The organism is Thauera sp. WB-2, from assembly GCF_027594845.1.
GTDB lineage: Bacteria > Pseudomonadota > Gammaproteobacteria > Burkholderiales > Rhodocyclaceae > Thauera > Thauera mechernichensis.
Map to the genome: position 1 here is coordinate 3,735,228 of NZ_CP088935.1, position 19,357 is coordinate 3,754,584.

Genomic DNA, 19,357 nt, shown 5'->3' on the forward strand with positions numbered 1-19,357 from the left:
CAAATCATGTCGACGCTCACCAAACAGACGCTGTCCCACCTCGACTGGCTCGAGGCCGAAGCCATCCACATCCTGCGCGAGGTCGCAGGCCAGTGCGCCAACCCGGTGCTGCTGTTCTCCGGCGGCAAGGACTCCATCTGCCTGCTGCGCCTGGCCGAGAAGGCGTTCCGCCCCGGTCGCTTCCCCTTCCCGCTGATGCACATCGATACCGGCCACAACTACAAGGAAGTGACCGACTTCCGCGACAAGCGCGCCGCCCAGCTGGGCGAACGCCTGATCGTGCGCTCGGTCGAGGACTCGATGGCGCGTGGCACGGTGGTGCTCAAGCACCCGGGCGAGTCGCGCAACAAGCACCAGTCGGTGACGCTGCTCGAGGCGATCGAGGAATTCGGCTTCGACGCCTGCATCGGCGGCGCCCGCCGCGACGAGGAGAAGGCGCGCGCCAAGGAGCGCATCATGAGCTTCCGCGACGAGTTCGGTCAGTGGGACCCGAAGAACCAGCGCCCCGAGCTGTGGAACCTCTACAACGCACGTTCGCACAAGGGCGAGAACATCCGGGCGTTTCCGATCAGCAACTGGACCGAGCTCGACGTGTGGCAGTACATCCAGCGCGAGCAGCTCGAGCTGCCGTCGATCTACTTCGCCCACACCCGCCCGGTGGTGCGCAAGAACGGCCTGCTGCAGCCGGTGACCGAGCTGACGCCGGCCAGGGACGGCGACGTGGTCGAGGACGTGCTGGTGCGCTTCCGCACCGTCGGCGACATCACCTGCACGGCGCCGGTGGAGTCCGACGCCGACACGGTCGAGAAGATCCTCGCCGAGACGGCAACGACGACGATCACCGAGCGCGGCGCGACGCGGATGGACGACCAGACCTCGGAAGCGTCGATGGAGCAGCGCAAGAAAGAAGGCTACTTCTGACCCGCGCCCGAACACAGAGAATTGAAGGAATCATGACCATGTCCGCCCTTGAACACCTGCCCGAGATCGACAACGGCCTGCTGCGCTTCCTCACCTGCGGCAGCGTCGACGACGGCAAGAGCACCCTGATCGGTCGTCTGCTGTTCGACACCAAGACCATCCTCGCCGACACGCTGAACGCCATCGAGAAGACCTCGGCCAAGCGTGGCATGAGCGCGGTCGACCTGTCCCTGCTCACCGACGGGCTGCAGGCCGAGCGCGAGCAAGGCATCACCATCGACGTCGCCTATCGCTACTTCTCGACCGGCCGGCGCAAGTACATCATCGCCGACGCCCCCGGCCACGAGCAGTACACCCGCAACATGGTCACCGCGGCCTCCACCGCCAACCTCGCCATCATCCTCATCGATGCCCGCAAGGGTGTGCTCACCCAGACCCGCCGCCACTCCTACCTCGCCAGCCTGGTCGGCATCCCCCACCTGGTGGTCGCGGTCAACAAGATGGACCTGGTCGACTACGACCAGGCCGTGTTCGAGCGCATCAAGGCCGAATACCTCGCCTTCGCAGCCAAGCTCGGCATCAAGGACCTGCGCTTCATCCCGATCTCGGCACTCGAGGGCGACATGATCGTCGACCGTGGCGAGCGCCTGTCCTGGTACGACGGCCCGACCCTGCTCGACGTCCTCGAAAACGCCCCCGCAGCCCACACCGAGCAGGCCGAGGACTTCCGCTTCCCGGTACAGTTCGTGTGCCGCCCGCAGGATTCCGCCAACCCCGAGCTGCACGACTACCGCGGCTTCATGGGCCGGGTGGAGTCGGGCGAGATCGCCGTCGGCGATGCGGTGACGGTACTGCCCTCGGGCGCCAGCAGCCGGGTGAAGGCGATCGAACTTGGCGGCGAGCGCCTGCCGCGCGCGATCCACGAGCAGTCGGTGACCTTGCTGCTGGAGGACGAGATCGACATCTCGCGCGGCGACCTCATCGTCAAGTCCGCCGAGGCGCCGGAGCCGGTCAAGCAGATCGACGCCACCGTGTGCTGGCTGGCGGAGACGCCGCTGTCACCCGCGCGCACCTACCTGCTTCGCCACACCACGCGCGAGGTGAAGGCCAAGGTCGCCCGGATCGACTACCGGCTGGATGTGAATACCCTGGCGCAGGAGGAGACCGCAGGCCTGGCCATGAACGACATCGCCCGCGTCAGCCTCAAGCTCGCGCAGCCGATCGTCGCCGACCGCTACGCCGACAACCGCGCAACCGGCGCCTTCATCATCATCGACGAAAGCACCAACAACACCGTGGGCGCGGGGATGATCGGCTGAGCGGAGAGCGTGGCTCTGAACCACCATGGTGGCCAGCGGTGGCCGCACTCAGCAAGGTGAAAAACGTCGATTTTTTTTACACAACGGATTTCACAAAATAAAAACATTCACTTAATCATTGCATTACAAGCAGGCACAAAAAGTGCTTAATCGGGAGCGTACGCAGTTTCCGCGTTGCCAGCGGCAAGTCGGAAACTGCGTCAAGACTCACAGTCTCGTTACTCAACGCCCCGGGGACAACGAAATGAAACGACTCCTGCTCGCCAGCCTCCTGAGTGCTGGCCTCGTCGCGGCAGCCACAGCCGCACCGATCACCCTCACCGGCAACTACGTCCAGGTCGGCATCAGCGACTACGGTACGCTCGGTAGCAACAGCAACACCCCACCGGGAATCCGGCACGACCCAAGCGGCACCGGCAACTTCACCCCGGATGGCGTCGCCAACGACTACCTCACTCCGGGTACGCCGAGCGAAGCCTTCGCCGTGAATAGCCTCGAGACAGGCTTCCGCGTCAACAATAATTACGGCATCGACAACTTCGGCTTCACCTCGCCGACGCTCCTCACTGGCGCCGCGGCCAACGGCTATGACAATGCCGCCAGTTGGACGGGCGGCCTCGAAGGCTCGCTCAGCATCACCAACAGCTACTTTTTCAACAACGGCGACGAGCGCGTCCTCATCAGGACCGTCATCACCGCGCTGCAGGATCTGACCAACCTGGTCTTCGGCCGCCACCTCGACCCGGATCCGGACGTCAATCGTTTCGGCTCCTTCGCTACAGTCAACACCCGCGGCAACTCGCTGTTTGCGCCCGAGAACCTAGTGTCTGCGGCAGGTACAAACACCGGGCTGACGATCGGCCTGCTGAACCTGAGCAGCTACACCTCGAACACGGGCATCAGCGTGGGATGCTGCGATATCGACAATCCCTATAACGTGCTTGCCGGCTACGGCCCGACCTCTCCGACCACCAACATCGGCGACTATGGCCTGCAGATGGCGTGGAACATCGGTGATCTCGCCAGCGGCGCTTCGGCCATCATCGAGTACGCCTATGTGATGGGCGACCGGCAGGATACAGTCGGAGGAGACAACGGCGGCACGGTGCCCGAGCCTGGCTCGCTTGCCCTGCTCGGACTAGGCCTCGCAGCGCTCGCTCGCCTGCGTCGCAAGGCCTGACTCGGGTCCAAGGCCTGCGGCGGCGGCCCTTGCCCCTTCATGCGGCCAAGACCCGACGGAGCATCCGCCCCGATCTCGTGATAACGGGCATTAGCGCAGTTTCTGCACTTTGGGGGCAACGGACGTTGCCCCCAAAGTGCTTTATGCTCTCCCCCATGGCATTGGACGAACGGGCTGACACACCTACGACGACCCGCCTCGACAAGTGGCTGTGGGCCGCTCGCTTCTTCAAGCATCGTACCGGTGCGACCGAGGCAGTCGAGGGCGGCAAGGTCAAGCTCAACGGCATCGCGGTGAAGCCCGCGCGTGACGTGAAGGCTGGCGACCGGCTCGACATCACCATCGGCGAGGACATCCGCACGGTCATCGTGCGGGCGATCGCGGACAAACGCGGCTCGGCCACCGTTGCGCAGACGCTCTACGAAGAGACGGCCGAGAGCGTCGCCGCCCGCGAGCGCGCCCGCGCGCTGCGCACGGTCGCAGCGGCCCCCGGAGCCGACCTGCATGGCCGCCCCACCAAGCGCGACCGCCGGCGCATGGACCGTTTCGGCGCGCGCTGAAGCCTGCGGCAGCCTGCCCTGCCGGCTGGCCACGAACGAGGCCGGCGTCGCCACCCGCTGCAAATGCTCCGTGCAAGGACGTTGATCGAGCGAACTTGTTCGGACCATCTACACTCGGACTGACACGGCCCACCGCACAAGCGCGCGGCACTGGACGACGGAGGACACGAGGATGGGTGCAAGTGCACGCGGACATGCGCGCAGGCTGTTCGGACTTATGCTGGTCGTCCTTGCCCTGGCAATGACACTGGCAGGCACGCTGACCGCCCAGCAGGGCGGCGCTGCGCTGGTACTGCGTGTCGATGGCGCGATCGGCCCGGCGAGCGCGGACTACATCCACAAGGGTCTGGCGCGTGCGGCCGCGACTGGCGCGCAGCTGGTGGTGATCGAGCTCGATACGCCGGGCGGGCTCGACAGCTCGATGCGGACGGTCATCAAGGATATCCTCGCCTCACCGGTACCGGTGGCGACCTTCGTAGCCCCCGAGGGCGCACGCGCAGCAAGCGCGGGCACCTACATCCTTTACGCCAGCCACATCGCGGCAATGGCGCCTGCCACCAACCTGGGGGCAGCCACGCCGGTGGCGATCGGCGTGGGCGGCCCTCAACCAGGCAGGACCGCGCCGCGCGAGGACTCGCCTGCGGCGGGAGCAGAAGCCGAGGAGCGTGCGCAGCGGGCCCCAGCCTCCGGCAAGGAAGCGGGCACGGCGGGTGATGACCGGGACGCCGACGCCCCCACCCCAGCCCCGCCCGCGGCATCCACACGCCCGCAGGCCGCCACGCCCACCGACGCCATGGCAGCCAAGTCGATGTCCGACGCCACCGCCTACATCCGCAGCCTGGCACAGCTACGCGGGCGTGATGTGGATTTCGCCGAACGCGCGGTACGCGAGGCGGCCAGCCTGTCGGCGGAGGAAGCGCTCGCCCAGGGTGTGATCGACCTCATCGCCTTCGACACCACCGAACTGCTCAAGCAGCTCGACGGCCGCGAGGTCGCCGTTCTCGACGGCACACGCACGCTGGCCACCGCCAGCATCGCGCTCGAACGCCTGGAGCCCGACTGGCGCAACCGGGTGCTGGCTGCGCTCGCCAACCCGCAGGTGGCGCTGATCCTGATGATGATCGGCATGTACGGACTGTTCTTCGAATTCACCTCACCCGGCTTCGGCGTACCCGGCGTGGCGGGTGCGATCTCGCTTCTGATCGCCCTCTACGCATTCCAGCTCCTGCCGGTGAACTGGGCCGGCGTGTTGCTGCTGGCGGTGGGCGCGGCCTTGATGCTGGCCGAGGCTTTCCTGCCCAGCTTCGGCGTCCTCGGCGTCGGCGGCATCATCGCTTTCGTGGTCGGCGGCGTGTTCCTGATGGATGCGGACGTGCCCGGCTTCGGCCTGCCCCTCGCGCTCGTGATCGGCATGGCACTGGCGAGCGCAGCCATCATCATCGCCATTGGTACCTTTGCCGCACGCAGCCACCGCCGCCCGGTGGTGAGTGGCAGCGAGGAAATGCTCGGCGCACTGGGCACCGTCGGCGCCGCGGCCGAAGGTGGCGGCTGGTGGATCCATGTGCACGGCGAGACGTGGCGGGCCCGCTGCGCGCAGCCACTTGCCTCCGGCAGCCACGTCCGCGTCGTGGCGATGGACGGGCTCATCCTCGACGTCACCCCCGCCTCCGCCCAATCCGATCCGTTCCAACCCCAACCAGGGAGCCTCCCGCCATGATCGACCTTCAACTCGGGCTCGGCCCGCTGATCCTGCTGCTGCTCTTCCTCGTCATTGCCGCGCTCAAGGTGCTGCGCGAGTACGAGCGTGGCGTCATTTTCATGCTCGGCCGCTTCTGGCGGGTCAAGGGCCCGGGCCTGGTGATCGTGATTCCTGGCCTGCAGCAGATGGTCAAGGTGGATCTGCGCGTGGTGACGATGGACGTACCCTCGCAGGACGTCATCTCGCGTGACAACGTCTCGGTCAAGGTGAATGCGGTGGTGTATTTCCGCGTGGTCGACCCACAGAAGGCCATCATCCAGGTCGAGGACTACTTCAACGCCACCAGCCAGCTCGCCCAGACCACGTTGCGCGCCGTACTCGGCAAGCACGAGCTCGATGAGATGCTGTCGGAGCGCGAGAAGCTCAACACCGATGTACAGCAGATCCTGGACGCCCAGACCGATGCATGGGGCATCAAGGTGGCCAACGTCGAGATCAAGCATGTGGATCTCAACGAGACCATGGTGCGCGCCATCGCCCGCCAGGCCGAGGCCGAGCGCGAGCGGCGCGCCAAGGTGATCCACGCCGAGGGTGAAAAGCAGGCCGCGGAAACGCTGCTCGAGGCCGCGCAGATGCTGTCCCGCGACCCCGCCGCAATGCAGCTGCGCTACCTGCAGACGCTGACCCAGGTGGCAGGCGACAAGAGCTCGACGCTGGTGTTTCCGGTGCCGGTGGACCTGCTGGGCAAGCTGATGGGTGCGCCAGGCTCAGCAAGACCGCCCCAGGGCTGAGCAAGCTCAGCCACGAGGGGCTAAAGGCGATCAGGCTTGGCGGGCATGCGATCAATGCTCGCGGCTGGCGCCGCTCCTACAGCGGGGGCATGGCGCACAGAGGATGCTGCAGGAGCGGCACCAGCCGCGCGGGATTGAGGGCGAGTACGCCCTTGCACCGGAGGCACTCAAAGAGCAGCCACCATGGATTTTGCAGGCCCGGAGCTCAGGCCCAATCCAGCACCAACGCAAGCGCGAGTGGCAGGAAAACCACCGCGGCCACGTTGCCGATCAGCACCATCGAGGCGACCTTGTCCGGCTCCTGGTTGTAGCGCTCGGCAAACATGAAGTTGAGCACCGCTGGCGGCAATGCACCGAACACCAGCACCAGCGCCGCCTCACGAGGCGGCAGTTCGATGAGCTGCAGCACCATCCACGACAGCGCGAGCCCGACCAGAGGCCGCGCCACGGCACCGAACACGCCCACCCCGATCGCGCCGATGCGTGCGTTGGCAAGCCGCACTCCAAGGCCAAAGAGCATGAGCGGGATTGCGATCTCGCCCAGCATCCGGATCGCGGTCAGCAATGGCGGCCAGACCTCGAAATGCGTCAGGCTGACACCAAGGCCGAGTGCAGTGGCAAGCACGGACGGCACACGCCACACCGTCAGCACGCTCACGCGGTGATCCAGCAACCAGGCACCGAAGGAGAAGTGAAGCAGGTTCGACACCATGAACATCACCACCATCGGCGCCAGCGCCAGCTCCCCGAACGCGAGCACGGCCAGCGGCAGGCCAAGGTTGCCGCAGTTGTTGAACATCATCGGCGGCACCAGCGTCTTGGGCTGCATGCCGGTGACGCGCGCCAGCACCCAAGCCGCCACCCCCGAGCCCACCACCATCACGATCGAGGCGGCGATGAGCGGCAGGAAGGCGCTGATGTCGAAGGCCTTGTTGGCCAGCGCGGCGAACACCAGCGCGGGCACGAACACGTCCATGTTGAGCTTGTTGGCCTGCGACAGGTCGGGCTTGACACGGCGACCGACGAAGTAGCCAAGCGCCGTGATCGAGAACAGCGGAAAGAGGATTTCGACGATGCGGATCAGCATGCTGGGCACGGACGCGGATCAGAGCACGTAGCGCGCCAGATCCTCGCGCTGTGCGAGCATGTCGAGGCGGCCGTCAACATACGGCGCATCGACGACGACCGCATCGAGCGTACCCTTGCCGGCCTCGAACGAGACCTCCTCGAGCAGCTTCTCCATCACGGTGTACAAACGTCGGGCGCCGATGTTCTCGGTCTTCTCATTGACCTGATAGGCGATCTCGGCGAGGCGGCGGATGCCATCGGCGGTGAAGCTGAGCGTCACGCCATCGGTGGCCAGCAGCGCTTCGTACTGGCGGGTGAGGCAGGCGTCGGTGCTGGTGAGGATGCGCTCGAAGTCCTCCACCGACAGCGACTCGAGCTCGACGCGGATCGGGAAGCGGCCCTGCAGCTCGGGGATGAGGTCGCTGGGCTTGGACAGGTGGAACGCACCGCTGGCGATGAACAGGACATGATCGGTTTTGATCATGCCGTACTTGGTCGAGATCGTCGTCCCCTCCACCAACGGCAGCAGGTCGCGCTGCACGCCCTGGCGGGACACGTCGGCGCCATGCGCATCAGTACGCGCCGCGATCTTGTCGACCTCGTCGAGGAAGACGATGCCGTTCTGCTCGACAGCGCGCACGGCCTCGAGCTTGACCTCCTCGTCATTGACCATGCGCGCGGCCTCCTCGTCGGCGAGCAGCTTCAGCGCCTCGCGGATCTTGAGCTTGCGCTGCTTCTTCTTGCCACCGCCCAGGTTCTGGAACATGCCCTGGATCTGCTGGGTAAGCTCCTCCATGCCAGGGGGGGCGAAGATCTCGGCCTGCATCGAGGGCGCGGCAACCTCGATCTCGATCTCCTTGTCGTCGAGTTCTCCCTCGCGCAGCTTCTTGCGGAATTTCTGCCGGGTGGCGGAGTCCTGCGGCTCGGCCTCGGCCAGGCCCACCGGGCGTGCCGGCGGCAGCAGGGCATCGAGCACGCGATCCTCGGCGGCATCGAGGGCGCGGTCGCGCACACGCTTCATCGCGCGCTCGCGGCCATCCTTGATGGCAATCTCCATGAGGTCGCGGATGATGGTGTCGACATCGCGCCCGACATAGCCCACCTCGGTGAACTTGGTCGCCTCGATCTTGATGAAGGGCGCGTTGGCCAGGCGCGCCAGGCGGCGGGCGATCTCGGTCTTGCCGACCCCCGTGGGGCCGATCATGAGGATGTTCTTGGGCGTGATCTCGCTGCGCAGCGGCTCATCGACCTGCGCGCGCCGCCAGCGGTTGCGCAGCGCGATCGCGACCGCCTTCTTGGCCTTGTCCTGGCCGACGATATGCTTGTCGAGTTCGGAGACGATCTCCGGCGGGGTCATCTGGGTCATGCGTTCGCTCTCAATCCAGCACTTCGATGGTGTGGTGGTGATTGGTGTAGATGCACAGGTCGCCGGCAATCGACAGCGCCTTGGAGACGACCTCCTTCGGGTCGAGCTCGGTGTTCTCGATCAGGGCCCGCGCCGCCGACTGCGCATAGGCGCCGCCGCTGCCGATGGCGACGATGCCCTGCTCGGGCTCGAGCACGTCGCCGTTGCCGGTGATGACCAGCGAATGATCGCGATCGGCCACTGCCAGCATGGCCTCCAGACGGCGCAGCATGCGGTCCGTACGCCAGTCCTTGGCGAGCTCGACCGCGCTGCGCAGCAGGTTGCCCTGGTGCTTGTCGAGCTTGGCCTCGAAGCGTTCGAACAGGGTGAAGGCATCGGCCGTGCCGCCTGCAAAACCGGCGAGGATCTGGCCGTTGTAAAGCGTACGCACCTTGCGCGCCGAGGCCTTGATGACGATGTTGCCCAGGGTGACCTGGCCGTCCCCGCCGAGGGCGACGCGATTGCCGCGCCGCACCGACAGGATGGTAGTGCCGCGATATTGTTCCATGACGATTCCTCGCCGGCGCAGTGCCGGCGTTTCAAGTAATCACTGACGCAGGGTGACGTGCGCAACCTGATCCACGCTCATGACGCGCAGCAGCGCGCCGACCATGGCGTTGACGTCGAACAGGCTGACGAGTGTACCCTGAGCCTGCAGGTTGGCGAGAATGTTGAACAGTGTCCCGGCGCAGACGAAGTCGATTCGACGCAGGCGCGCGCAATCGACCTTGAGCACCCGGCGCTCGGTCGCAAACGCTGCCAGCCGCTTGATCGCATCATTGGCCGCGCCGCTCAACTCCCCTTCGAGCACCAGCACATCCGGATCGGTGACCGACGCCGGCGCCGAGGCCGCCTGGGGCAATACGGCACGCGGCTCTGCGCCGCGGCACTCCCAGGACGGCGGCGACTCCTCGAAGGTCACGGCGTAGTCGACGGCGATGTCCTCGAAGCGTGCCTGGTCCCCGGCGTACTGCAGCAACTCGAGCATCATCAGCCAGGTATCGCGCTCCTCGGCCTTGCCCGGCGCCAGACGCCCCCCCAGGATGTCTGCCAGCGCAGCCACATTGAGCAGGGTGACCTTGACCCGATCTGCGGCCAGTTCGGCGAGCAGGCGCCGCCACACGCCACAGCCCGCGTCATCCACACCGCGGACGCGGCCGACGTCGATACGCACGGCGCCCGCCCTGCGCGCGATCGCCGCCACCTGCTCGAACTGCTTGCCGGCCTGGGCGCCAAGCTGGCCCGTGAGATTGACCAGAGGCGGCAGAGGCTGCCCGGGACGCACCAGCCGACCCGACAGGTCAAGCCAGGCAGGCGGCGAGCGCTCGAAGCGGGTCGCGTAGTCGAGCACACTCGACTCGAAGCGCTGTTTGTGCCCCCCCAGGCGATAGAGATCGAGCAGCATCAGCCAGATGCCCTCGCCGACATTGGCGCGCTCATCGCCCACGGTGGCCTCGAGCAAAGCCAGCGCTTCGGCATCGCTGCCATTGGCGTAGAGCACCGCTGCCTCCTCGTAGGCGGCACCAATTCCCGCCCCCACTTCCTGCACTTCGACCAGGCCTGCGGCGCGCCCGAGCGCGCGACCGTGATCTGTTGCCGAAAAATCCAGGCCGGACAGCTCCGTCGGCGGCGGCAACTCGACCGCAGCCGGCGCCCGCTCGACCTCTGGCACAGGAGTCACGGACGGCACTTTCTTGCCGAAGAAGGAGAGAGCCACGTGCGGATTTCCTGCATTTCCGGAGCGCCCGCTCCACGCCCGAAAGGGTGCAAACGACGCGTCACCGGCAAAAACAATATTTAGGTAAAAAAGCTTTTCAAACAACTATTAAGCAGCACCTGCGGCGACAATCGCCAACATTTGCAACAGGCGCGCACCGTACGCTCGGGCTCGGCTAGAATGCTGCAATGCAACCGAATATCACTTGCAGCCCCGGCAGCCCAAGCGCGCCAGCCCGGGCACAGGCAAGCCATGTCCTACCCATCAGAGTCTATTACGAAGACACCGACGCCGGGGGCGTCGTGTACTACGCAAACTATCTCAAATTCTGCGAGCGCGGCCGCACGGAGTGGCTGCGCGCGCTCGGCGTCGGGCAACAGGCCTTGCTCGAAGAGAGCGGCATTGCCTTCATGGTGCGCTCGCTGCAGGCCGACTACCGCGGCTCGGCCAGGCTCGACGACACGCTGCAGATCGTCAGCCGCATCGGCACACTGCGCCGTGCCAGCATCCAGTTCGAGCAACAAGCGCTGCGCGACGGTGAACTTCTGTTCTCGAGCAGTGTCATCGTCGCCTGCGTAGACGTAAACCGCCACAAACCCACCGCCATCCCGGCTCCCCTGTACGCTCTCCTCGAAAGCCAAGCATGACCGTCACCCAAGACCTTTCCATCATCAGCCTCATCGCCGAGGCCAGCATCCTGGTGCAGCTCGTCATGGCGCTGCTCGCCGGCCTGTCGGTCATGTCGTGGTACTGGATCTTCCGCAAGCGCTTCCAGATTCGCCAGGCACGCATCGCCACCGACAACTTCGAGCGCGACTTCTGGAGCGGCGGCGACCTCAACAAGCTCTACGACTCGGCAAGCCGCGGCCAGGCCGAAGGCATGGAGCGCATCTTCGAGGCCGGATACCGCGAGTTTACCAAGCTGCGCGCCAAGGGCCACGACCACGGCGCCACCCTCGACGGCGCTCGCCGTGCAATGCGCGCGACCTACCAGCGCGAGGTGGACGACCTCGAAGCTCACCTTGCCTTCCTCGCCTCGGTGGGCTCGGTTTCGCCCTACATCGGCCTGCTCGGTACGGTCTGGGGGATCATGAACTCCTTCCGCGGCCTGGCCAGCGTCGGCTCGGCCACGCTCGCGCAGGTGGCGCCCGGCATCGCTGAGGCTCTGGTCGCCACCGCGATCGGCCTGTTCGCCGCGATCCCGGCGGTCGTCGCCTACAACCGCTTCGCGCACGACATCGACCGCCTCGGCATCCGCTTCGAGAGCTTCATGGAAGAGTTCTCCAACATCCTGCAGCGCAACCTGCGCTGAACGGACCGGAGCAACCTGCCATGCGCCAACGCCGCCTGATGAACCAGATCAACGTCGTGCCCTACATCGACGTGATGCTGGTCCTTCTGGTGATCTTCATGGTCACCGCCCCCATGGTCCAGACCGGAAACATCAACGTACCCTCGGCAGCCCCGGTGGCTGCACCGCTGAGCGAGGCCGTGGTGATCCAGGTGGACGACAAGGGCGCCTACTCGATCATCCGCACCGCCGGCGCCAAGCCTGAGGACGTACCCGCAGTACGTCTGCAAACGACACTGGCCGACCTGCTTGCCCAGAACCCGGAGCAGACCTTCCTCGTTGCCGCTCACCGCAGCCTGAACTACCAACAGGTGATCGACGTGCTCGAGACCGCACGCATCGCCGGCGTGCAGAAGATCAGCCTGCAGACCCAGTCGGGCACCAGCGGCCGATGAACGAACGCGTCGTCCGCACTCGCGAGCTCCCGGGCAAGTGGGCATCGCTGGCCCTGACGGTGGCCGTCCACCTCGGGTTGGCGCTGTTCCTGTTCTTCGGCGTGCGCTGGCAAAGCAGCCCGCCGGCCGCGCTTGAAGTACAACTCGCCGCTGCTCCTGCGCCGGCGCCCAAGCCCCAGCCGGCTCCCCAGCCCCGGCCTGCGCCGCCGAAGCCTGAGCCTCCCAAGCCTCAGCCGGCTCCCGAGCCGCCCAAACCTCAGCCGGCTCCTGAGCCGCCCAAGCCGCAACCGGCCCCCAAGCCGGAGATCACCACCAAGGCGCCGGAGAAGAAGCCCGAGCCCCCCAAGCCGGAACCCAAGCCCGCGCCGAAGCCCGAGCCAAAACCGGAACCCAAACCTGAACCGCCAAAGCCGCAACCGAAGCCCGAGCCCCCGAAACCCGCCCCCAAGCCCGAGCCGAAGCCTCAGCCAAAACCGGAACCCAAGCCGGAGCCCAAGCCGGTGCAGGATGACTACATGGCCCAGCGCCTGGCGCAAGAAACCCGGCGTGCAGAGCAGGCGCAGCTGGACAACCTGTTGCGCCAGGAAGGCGCACGCGCGGCGGCAGCAGGCGATGTGGATCGCTACCGCGCAGCCATCGCGGCCAAGGTGCGCGGCAACCTCCTGCGTCCGCCCGGCCTGATCGGAAACCCCGAGGCGGTATTCGAGGTCGACCAACTGCCCAGCGGCGAGGTGCTGAACGTGCGCCTGAAGCGCTCGTCCGGCGTACCCGCGCTCGACGACGCCATCGAGCGCGCAATCCGGCGCTCGAGCCCCTTGCCTCTGCCCGACAACCGCAGTCTGTTCCAACGCTCGCTCGAACTGAAATTCCGCCCGCTGGCCGACGATTGAGCCCGCCTTGTCTATAATCCGCGGCTGGAGTCCGCCCGCCATGACGAAACTGCTTACCGCCTTCCGCCTCTTCCTCGCCGCCGCGCTGTCCAGCCTCGCGCTGGGCGCGCACGCCCAGCTCTCGATCGAGATCACCGGAGCCGGCGCCACGCGCTTTCCGGTGATCATCCCGATCTTCGAGAACGAAGGCCGGCTGCCGCAGAGCGTCACAGACGTCGTGCGCGCCAACCTCGAACGCAGCGGCCTGTTCAACCTGGTGGACATGGGGCCGCTGCCGATGCCCGAGTCGGTGATGCCGGATCTCGCCGCAGTGCGCGCGCGCGGCGCCGATGCCGTCCTCACCGGGAGCCTGATCCCGATGGCCGATGGCCGCTACGAGGTACGCTTCCGCCTCTTCGACGCCCAGAAGCAGCTCGAACTGGGGGCCATGGCGCTACCGATGAGCCCGGCCCAGAACCGCATTGTCGGCCATCGCATCGCCGACTTCGTGTTCGAGAAACTCACCGGCCTGCCGGGCTATTTCGCCACCCGCGTGGCCTACGTCATCAAGTCCGGCCCCAACTTCGAACTCCAGGTCGCCGACGCCGACGGCATGAACGCCGCAACCGCGCTGCGCTCGCGCGAGCCGATCATCTCGCCGGCATGGTCACCCGACGGCCAGAGCCTGGCCTACGTGTCGTTCGAGCAGAAGAAGCCGATCGTCTATGTGCACACGCTGGCCACCGGCCAGCGTCGGGTCATCGCCAACTTCAAGGGCTCGAACTCGGCGCCGACATGGTCTCCCGACGGTAACCAGCTTGCCGTGGTACTGACCAAGGATGGCCAGTCCCAGCTCTATGTGATCAATGCGGATGGCTCCGGCGTACGCCGCCTGGCGCAATCCTCGGGCATCGACACCGAGCCCTTCTGGGGCAGCGACGGCCATATCTACTTCACGTCCGACCGTGGCGGCAGCCCGCAGATCTACCGTATTCCGGCCGCCGGAGGCAGCGCACAGCGCGTCACGTTCGACGGCAACTACAACGTCTCGCCGCGACTCTCGTTCGACGGCAAGCTGCTCGCGTTCATCACCCGCAATGCCGGCCGTTTCCAGGTCGCCGTGCAGGACCTCGCCACGCGGCAGACCACGATCCTCACCGATTCGGCACGCGACGAATCGCCCAGCTTCGCACCCAGCGGCCGCATGATCCTCTACGCCACCGACAGCGGCGGCAGGGGCGTGCTGTCCGCGGTGTCGACGGACGGGCGCATCCGACAGCGGCTGACGGTGCAGGCTGCGGATGTCCGCGAGCCCGCCTGGGGCCCGCAGATCCGGTAAACACAACGCGGCGCAAACGCCGCAATCCTCTCTGCTGTCTTCAACACAAGTACTGGAGCTATACCCATGAAGAAACTCGTCCTCCCCGCCCTCATCGCCCTGACGCTTGCCGCGTGCTCAAGCACCGGCACCGACACCGCCGGCGCATCGGTTGAAGATCGTGGCGCCGGCGTGGCCACCGTCACTGCCCCCGGCATGAGCGGCAGCGGCATCGCCGCGCTGACCGATCCGAACAACATCCTGTCCAAGCGCAGCGTGTTCTTCGACTTCGACAGCTACGTGATCAAGCCCGAAGGTCGCCCGCTGATCGAAGCCCACGCCCGTTTCCTGGTGCAGAACCCCGAGATGCGCATGCTCGTCCAGGGCAACACCGACGAGCGCGGCAGCCGCGAGTACAACCTCGCCCTGGGCCAGAAGCGTGCCGACGTCGTCAAGCAGGCGCTGATGCTGCTGGGCGCGCGCGAAGCGCAGATCGAATCGGTCAGCCTGGGTGAAGAGAAGCCGCGCTGCGACGACCGCACCGAGACCTGCTACGCCGAGAACCGTCGCGGCGACATGCTCTACTCGGGCGAGTTCTAAGAGAGAGACGTCATGAAACGCCTTCTGCCGCTCGCAGCATCGCTTGCCCTCGTCGCCGCAGCACCGGCGCACGCCCAACTCTTCGGGGGTGACACCGAGGCACGCAACCAGATCATCCAGCTCAGGCAGGATGTTCAGGGCCAGCTCGAGACCGCCGGTCGCGGCCAGCTCGAACTGGCCATGCAGAACGAGCAACTGCGCGCCGAAGTGGCGCGCCTGCGTGGCCAGATCGAACTGCTGATGAACGAGGTCGAGACGCTCAAGCAGCGGCAGAGGGATTTCTACGTCGACCTGGACGCACGTCTGCGCCAGATCGAGACTGGCGGCGGCGCCCCCGGGGTGGCCGCCTCCGGCGATCCTGCCGCAGAGTCGGCCGACTACCAGGCCGCACTCGGCCTGCTCAAGGACGGCAAGCAGAAGGACGCCCTCGCCGCCTTCGAAACCTTCGTGACCCGCTACCCCGCGGGCGGCTTCACTGCAGGCGCCCATTTCTGGGCCGGCAACGCTGCGCTCCAGGCGCGCGATGTCGCCGCCGCGACCAAGCACTTCAATGCCGTGCTGCAGAAGTGGCCCAACGACGACGTCGCCCCCGACGCCATGCTCGGCCTGGCCAATAGCCAACAGGCACTGGGCGATGCAGCCGCCACCCGCCGCACCCTGCAGGGGCTCGTCGAACGGTACCCGCAAAGCAACGCCGCACAGGTCGCACGCCAGCGCCTGAACGCGCGCTGAGCGCAATGTCGCAGCAAGCCACGCGGACGGCCGCGACCGTCCGCCTTCGCATCACCGAAATCTTTGCCTCCGTTCAAGGCGAATCGAGCCGAGTGGGCCTGCCCACCGTGTTCGTCCGCCTCACCGGCTGTCCGCTGCGCTGCACCTGGTGCGACACCGCCTATGCCTTCACCGGTGGCCACACGCGTGCGCTCGATGACATCCTCGCCGAGGTGGCTAGCCATGGCCTGCGCCATGTCTGTGTGACCGGCGGCGAACCGCTCGTCCAGAAGGGCTGTCTGGCACTGCTGGAAGCGTTGTGTGACGCCGGCCACGAGGTCTCGCTCGAGACCAGTGGCGCGCTCGACATTGCCGGCGTAGATCGGCGCGTGTCGCGCATCATGGATCTCAAGGCGCCCGGATCCGGCGAGGTCGACAAGAACCGCTACGAGAACCTCGCCGAGCTCACCGCACACGATGAGCTCAAGATCGTGCTCGCCAACACAGGCGACTACGACTGGGCGCGCGAGCAGATCGCACGCCATCGACTCGACCAACGCTGCAACGTGCTGCTGTCCCCGGTGGCGGGTGAGCTCGACCCGGCCGAGCTCGCCGAATGGATCGTCCGCGACCGCCTGCCCGTGCGCTTCCAACTCCAGCTCCATAAGGTGCTGTGGAACGACGCCCGCGGGCGCTGAGCACTGCTCGCCCGCAGACCACCCCGTCTCGAACCGGATTGCCCATGACCTCCACCGCCCGCGCCGTCGTACTGCTTTCAGGTGGCCTCGACTCGGCCACCTGCCTTGCCATCGCCCGTGACATGGGCTTCGAGACTTACGCACTCTCGGTCGCCTACGGCCAGCGCCACGCGGCCGAGCTGACCGCATCGAAACGGGTCGCCGAAGCGCTTGGCGCACGCGAGCACCGCCTGGCACGGGTCAACCTGGGCCAGTTCGGGGGCTCGGCGCTCACCGACCCGGGCATTGCCGTGCCGGTCGATGAGGAGAACACAGGCATCCCGGTCACCTATGTCCCCGCCCGCAACACGGTGATGCTGTCCATCGCACTCGCCTGGGCGGAGGTACTCGGCGCCAATGACATCTTCGTCGGCGTCAACGCAGTGGACTACTCGGGCTACCCCGATTGCCGCCCCGAATTCATCCAGGCCTTCGAGACGATGGCCAACCTGGCGACCAAGGTCGGCGTCGAAGGCGCACGACTGCGCATCCACGCCCCGCTGATCGAACTCACCAAGGCCGACATCATCCGCCGCGGCATCGCACTGGGGGTTGATTACGGCCTTACCGTAACCTGCTATCAGGCCGACGACGGTGGCCGGGCCTGCGGCCGCTGCGAAGCCTGCCGCCTGCGTGCCGCAGGCTTCGAGGCTGCAGGCGTACCCGATCCCACGCCCTATCAGGCACACGCGCACTGACGCCTCCCGCAGCGACAACCCGGCCACATCGCGCTTTGCAGTTAGAATTCGGCCTCCCCCTCGCCCCCTGGCCAAAATCATGGAAGAACCCCTGGTCTCCGCCTCGACCATCGTCTGGCTCGCCTTCGCCATCGGCGCGGTGTTCGGCTTCGTCGCCAACCGCACGAACTTCTGCACCATGGGCGCGGTATCGGATGTCGTCAATATGGGCGATTGGGGCCGAATGCGGATGTGGGCACTTGCCATCGCCATCGCCATCCTCGGCACGACGGCCCTGCAGGCCCTTGGCCTGTTCGATGCCAGCAAGTCCTTCTACACCGGCAATCGCCTGATCTGGCTGTCGAATCTGGTCGGTGGCCTGGCTTTCGGCATCGGCATGACCCTCGCGTCGGGCTGCGGCAGCAAGACGCTGATCCGCATCGGTGGCGGCAACCTCAAATCGATCGTGGTCTTCGTATTCCTCGCCATCGGGGCCTACATGACAATGCGGGGCCTGTTCGGCGTCTGGCGGGTACGCCACATCGACACCGTGTCCACCGTACTGCCCCACACTCAGGATATCCCCGCATTCCTGAGCGCGGCTTCCGGCATGGCGCCCGCTTCAGCCTTGCTCGTGGGCGCGCTGGTGGTAGGCGGCGGCCTGCTGCTTTGGGCGCTGGCCGACCGGGAGGCCTGGCGCAGCGACGTCCTGGTCGGCGGCGTGGTCGTCGGCGCAACGGTGGTGGCCGGCTGGTATGTCTCCGCCCATCTCGGCTATGTCGCCGAACACCCGGAGACGCTGGAGGAGGCCTTCATAGCCACCAACAGCGGGCGTGCCGAATCGTTGACCTTCGTAGCCCCCCTCGCTTACACGCTCGAGCTCCTGATGCTGTGGAGCGACACCAGCCGCGTGGTGACTTTCGGCATCGCCAGCGCACTCGGCGTAATCGTCGGCTCGGCGGCCCACGCACTGGCGAGTCGCGACTTTCGCATCGAGAGCTTCCGCGACAGCGGCGACCTGGTACGTCACATGACTGGTGGCTTGCTCATGGGTTTCGGAGGGGTCACGGCCATGGGCTGCACGATCGGCCAGGGCATCACCGGGCTGTCCACCCTCGCCCTGGGCTCGGTGCTCACCACAATCGCCATCATCGCCGGCTCGGCCGTCACATTGAAGATCCAGTACTGGCTGCTGATGCGCGAAGCCTGAGTCACATGCCGCCCCGGGACAAACGCCACAACTGCGAGCCCCTATTGACGCGACAGGCCAGCCGAACTAAAATTTCGCCTCGCTTTTCGGGTCGTTAGCTCAGCTGGTAGAGCAGCGGACTTTTAATCCGTTGGTCGCTGGTTCGAATCCAGCACGGCCTACCAAGAAAACGGGGAAATGCCTCAGCCACGGCTGGGGCATTTCCTTTTCTACAGGATGCGTTTCCATGCAGATCTGGGTCGATGCCGACGCCTGTCCTGTCGTCATCAAGGACATCCTGTTCCGTGCCGCCGAACGCACCCGGCTACCGCTGATCCTGGTGGCCAACCAGTTCCTGCGCACGCCCCCATCGCCGCTGATCCGCATGGTGCAGGTGCCGGGCGGCTTCGACGAGGCGGACAAGTACATCGCTGCGCACGTCGAACCCGGCGACCTCGTGATCACGGCCGACATTCCACTTGCCGCTGCCGTGGTGGAACGAAACGCCGAGGCGCTCTCGCCACGCGGCGAGCGCTACAGCCGCGAGAACATCCGCGAGCTGCTGGACCTGCGCAATTTCATGGATACGCTGCGCAGCACAGGCATCGACACCGGCGGGCCTGCAGCATTCAGCAGCGCCGACAGCAAAGCATTCGCAAACCGCCTCGATCGCCTGCTGCAAGTACGGCGTTGACGGAGCAGACGTCTGAACGATGGACGCCCCCCATCGAATCGCGTATAGTCTCCGATTGACGTTTCGCCGAATTTGCGCTCACGGTCCTTTAGTTCGCGGTCCTGATTCGGCACTCATGGGTCAGGAGCAGCACGCTTGCGTCCGGACAGGGGCTTT

The 19,357-nt window shown here is 66.2% G+C and carries 21 protein-coding genes and 1 tRNA gene; 18 read left to right on the top strand and 4 right to left on the bottom strand.

Annotated features, from left to right (window positions below):
• The first annotated feature begins 6 nt into the window (after positions 1-6).
• From cysD to LQF09_RS17050, 6 genes are all read left to right on the top strand, one after another.
• Entirely contained in the window at positions 7-921 is a 915-nt protein-coding gene (cysD, locus tag LQF09_RS17025; RefSeq protein WP_270068533.1) for a sulfate adenylyltransferase subunit CysD, read from the top strand.
• 38 nt (positions 922-959) lie between these two features.
• On the top strand, positions 960-2,240 hold the full coding sequence (gene cysN, locus LQF09_RS17030) for a sulfate adenylyltransferase subunit CysN (RefSeq protein ID WP_002925703.1): 1,281 nt from the start codon (positions 960-962) through the stop codon (positions 2,238-2,240).
• A gap of 244 nt (positions 2,241-2,484) precedes the next feature.
• Entirely contained in the window at positions 2,485-3,420 is a 936-nt protein-coding gene (locus LQF09_RS17035; protein WP_270068534.1) for a PEP-CTERM sorting domain-containing protein, read from the top strand.
• Positions 3,421-3,575: 155 nt separating this feature from the next.
• Entirely contained in the window at positions 3,576-3,980 is a 405-nt protein-coding gene (locus tag LQF09_RS17040; RefSeq protein WP_270068535.1) for an RNA-binding S4 domain-containing protein, read from the top strand.
• A gap of 172 nt (positions 3,981-4,152) precedes the next feature.
• A complete protein-coding gene (locus LQF09_RS17045) occupies positions 4,153-5,697 on the top strand; it encodes an NfeD family protein (RefSeq protein ID WP_270068536.1) in 1,545 nt (514 codons plus the stop codon).
• Positions 5,694-6,470 carry a slipin family protein gene (locus LQF09_RS17050; protein ID WP_270068537.1) on the top strand — a complete coding sequence of 259 codons (777 nt, stop codon included), beginning with the start codon at positions 5,694-5,696 and terminating at the stop codon, positions 6,468-6,470. Before LQF09_RS17045 ends, LQF09_RS17050 begins: the two co-directional genes overlap by 4 nt.
• A 205-nt stretch (positions 6,471-6,675) precedes the next feature.
• Here the strand turns inward: LQF09_RS17050 and LQF09_RS17055 are convergent, their stop codons facing one another.
• The 4 genes from LQF09_RS17055 to LQF09_RS17070 are packed head-to-tail and all read right to left on the bottom strand — an operon-like array spanning position 6,676 to position 10,660.
• Positions 6,676-7,557: an AEC family transporter gene (locus tag LQF09_RS17055; protein ID WP_002925696.1), complete on the bottom strand. Its 882-nt coding sequence runs from the start codon at positions 7,555-7,557 to the stop codon at positions 6,676-6,678.
• An 18-nt stretch (positions 7,558-7,575) separates the two neighbouring features.
• Entirely contained in the window at positions 7,576-8,904 is a 1,329-nt protein-coding gene (gene hslU, locus LQF09_RS17060; protein WP_002925694.1) for an ATP-dependent protease ATPase subunit HslU, read from the bottom strand.
• Between the two features lie 10 nt (positions 8,905-8,914).
• Positions 8,915-9,451 (bottom strand): ATP-dependent protease subunit HslV, encoded by a 537-nt coding sequence (hslV, locus tag LQF09_RS17065; protein ID WP_002925693.1) that lies wholly within the window; start codon positions 9,449-9,451, stop codon positions 8,915-8,917.
• 39 nt (positions 9,452-9,490) lie between these two features.
• Positions 9,491-10,660 carry an STAS domain-containing protein gene (locus LQF09_RS17070; RefSeq protein ID WP_002925690.1) on the bottom strand — a complete coding sequence of 390 codons (1,170 nt, stop codon included), beginning with the start codon at positions 10,658-10,660 and terminating at the stop codon, positions 9,491-9,493.
• Positions 10,661-10,848: 188 nt separating this feature from the next.
• On the opposite strand from LQF09_RS17070, the gene ybgC reads away from it, so the two are divergent.
• The 12 genes from ybgC (at position 10,849) to LQF09_RS17130 (ending at position 19,201) form a co-directional block, all read left to right on the top strand.
• Entirely contained in the window at positions 10,849-11,307 is a 459-nt protein-coding gene (gene ybgC, locus LQF09_RS17075) for a tol-pal system-associated acyl-CoA thioesterase (protein WP_232433219.1), read from the top strand.
• Positions 11,304-11,972: a protein TolQ gene (gene tolQ / locus LQF09_RS17080; RefSeq protein ID WP_002925687.1), complete on the top strand. Its 669-nt coding sequence runs from the start codon at positions 11,304-11,306 to the stop codon at positions 11,970-11,972. The genes ybgC and tolQ overlap by 4 nt, the downstream gene beginning before the upstream one ends.
• Positions 11,973-11,992: 20 nt before the next feature.
• The gene (locus tag LQF09_RS17085; RefSeq protein ID WP_002940407.1) at positions 11,993-12,406 is read left to right on the top strand and encodes an ExbD/TolR family protein; all 414 of its coding nucleotides are present in this window, start codon (positions 11,993-11,995) and stop codon (positions 12,404-12,406) included.
• Positions 12,403-13,296 (top strand): energy transducer TonB, encoded by an 894-nt coding sequence (locus LQF09_RS17090; protein WP_270068538.1) that lies wholly within the window; start codon positions 12,403-12,405, stop codon positions 13,294-13,296. Before LQF09_RS17085 ends, LQF09_RS17090 begins: the two co-directional genes overlap by 4 nt.
• Positions 13,297-13,336: 40 nt before the next feature.
• The gene (gene tolB / locus LQF09_RS17095) at positions 13,337-14,614 is read left to right on the top strand and encodes a Tol-Pal system beta propeller repeat protein TolB (protein ID WP_002925684.1); all 1,278 of its coding nucleotides are present in this window, start codon (positions 13,337-13,339) and stop codon (positions 14,612-14,614) included.
• A 66-nt stretch (positions 14,615-14,680) separates the two neighbouring features.
• Positions 14,681-15,193, top strand: coding sequence for a peptidoglycan-associated lipoprotein Pal (gene pal / locus LQF09_RS17100; protein WP_002925683.1), 513 nt, complete (start codon positions 14,681-14,683; stop codon positions 15,191-15,193).
• A 12-nt stretch (positions 15,194-15,205) separates the two neighbouring features.
• Complete coding sequence (gene ybgF / locus LQF09_RS17105) at positions 15,206-15,925, top strand: tol-pal system protein YbgF (RefSeq protein WP_002925682.1); 720 nt, start codon at positions 15,206-15,208, stop codon at positions 15,923-15,925.
• Positions 15,926-15,930: 5 nt separating this feature from the next.
• Positions 15,931-16,602, top strand: a complete 672-nt coding sequence (gene queE / locus LQF09_RS17110) for a 7-carboxy-7-deazaguanine synthase QueE (protein ID WP_270068539.1) — start codon at positions 15,931-15,933, stop codon at positions 16,600-16,602.
• 44 nt (positions 16,603-16,646) lie between these two features.
• Complete coding sequence (gene queC, locus LQF09_RS17115; RefSeq protein ID WP_002925677.1) at positions 16,647-17,339, top strand: 7-cyano-7-deazaguanine synthase QueC; 693 nt, start codon at positions 16,647-16,649, stop codon at positions 17,337-17,339.
• Positions 17,340-17,418: 79 nt separating this feature from the next.
• The gene (locus LQF09_RS17120) at positions 17,419-18,528 is read left to right on the top strand and encodes a YeeE/YedE family protein (protein ID WP_002925675.1); all 1,110 of its coding nucleotides are present in this window, start codon (positions 17,419-17,421) and stop codon (positions 18,526-18,528) included.
• A gap of 88 nt (positions 18,529-18,616) precedes the next feature.
• Positions 18,617-18,692: transfer RNA gene (locus LQF09_RS17125), tRNA-Lys, on the top strand.
• Positions 18,693-18,754: 62 nt separating this feature from the next.
• Positions 18,755-19,201, top strand: a complete 447-nt coding sequence (locus tag LQF09_RS17130; RefSeq protein ID WP_002925673.1) for a YaiI/YqxD family protein — start codon at positions 18,755-18,757, stop codon at positions 19,199-19,201.
• Positions 19,202-19,357: the final 156 nt, after the last annotated feature.

Coding starts and splice junctions, on each gene's coding strand:
- cysD (WP_270068533.1), top strand. CDS start 7: ATGTCGACGCTCACCAAACAGACGCTGTCCCACCTCGACTGGCTCGAG.
- cysN (WP_002925703.1), top strand. CDS start 960: ATGTCCGCCCTTGAACACCTGCCCGAGATCGACAACGGCCTGCTGCGC.
- LQF09_RS17035 (WP_270068534.1), top strand. CDS start 2,485: ATGAAACGACTCCTGCTCGCCAGCCTCCTGAGTGCTGGCCTCGTCGCG.
- LQF09_RS17040 (WP_270068535.1), top strand. CDS start 3,576: ATGGCATTGGACGAACGGGCTGACACACCTACGACGACCCGCCTCGAC.
- LQF09_RS17045 (WP_270068536.1), top strand. CDS start 4,153: ATGGGTGCAAGTGCACGCGGACATGCGCGCAGGCTGTTCGGACTTATG.
- LQF09_RS17050 (WP_270068537.1), top strand. CDS start 5,694: ATGATCGACCTTCAACTCGGGCTCGGCCCGCTGATCCTGCTGCTGCTC.
- LQF09_RS17055 (WP_002925696.1), bottom strand. CDS start 7,557: ATGCTGATCCGCATCGTCGAAATCCTCTTTCCGCTGTTCTCGATCACG.
- hslU (WP_002925694.1), bottom strand. CDS start 8,904: ATGACCCAGATGACCCCGCCGGAGATCGTCTCCGAACTCGACAAGCAT.
- hslV (WP_002925693.1), bottom strand. CDS start 9,451: ATGGAACAATATCGCGGCACTACCATCCTGTCGGTGCGGCGCGGCAAT.
- ybgC (WP_232433219.1), top strand. CDS start 10,849: ATGCAACCGAATATCACTTGCAGCCCCGGCAGCCCAAGCGCGCCAGCC.
- tolQ (WP_002925687.1), top strand. CDS start 11,304: ATGACCGTCACCCAAGACCTTTCCATCATCAGCCTCATCGCCGAGGCC.
- LQF09_RS17085 (WP_002940407.1), top strand. CDS start 11,993: ATGCGCCAACGCCGCCTGATGAACCAGATCAACGTCGTGCCCTACATC.
- LQF09_RS17090 (WP_270068538.1), top strand. CDS start 12,403: ATGAACGAACGCGTCGTCCGCACTCGCGAGCTCCCGGGCAAGTGGGCA.
- tolB (WP_002925684.1), top strand. CDS start 13,337: ATGACGAAACTGCTTACCGCCTTCCGCCTCTTCCTCGCCGCCGCGCTG.
- pal (WP_002925683.1), top strand. CDS start 14,681: ATGAAGAAACTCGTCCTCCCCGCCCTCATCGCCCTGACGCTTGCCGCG.
- ybgF (WP_002925682.1), top strand. CDS start 15,206: ATGAAACGCCTTCTGCCGCTCGCAGCATCGCTTGCCCTCGTCGCCGCA.
- queE (WP_270068539.1), top strand. CDS start 15,931: ATGTCGCAGCAAGCCACGCGGACGGCCGCGACCGTCCGCCTTCGCATC.
- queC (WP_002925677.1), top strand. CDS start 16,647: ATGACCTCCACCGCCCGCGCCGTCGTACTGCTTTCAGGTGGCCTCGAC.
- LQF09_RS17120 (WP_002925675.1), top strand. CDS start 17,419: ATGGAAGAACCCCTGGTCTCCGCCTCGACCATCGTCTGGCTCGCCTTC.
- LQF09_RS17130 (WP_002925673.1), top strand. CDS start 18,755: ATGCAGATCTGGGTCGATGCCGACGCCTGTCCTGTCGTCATCAAGGAC.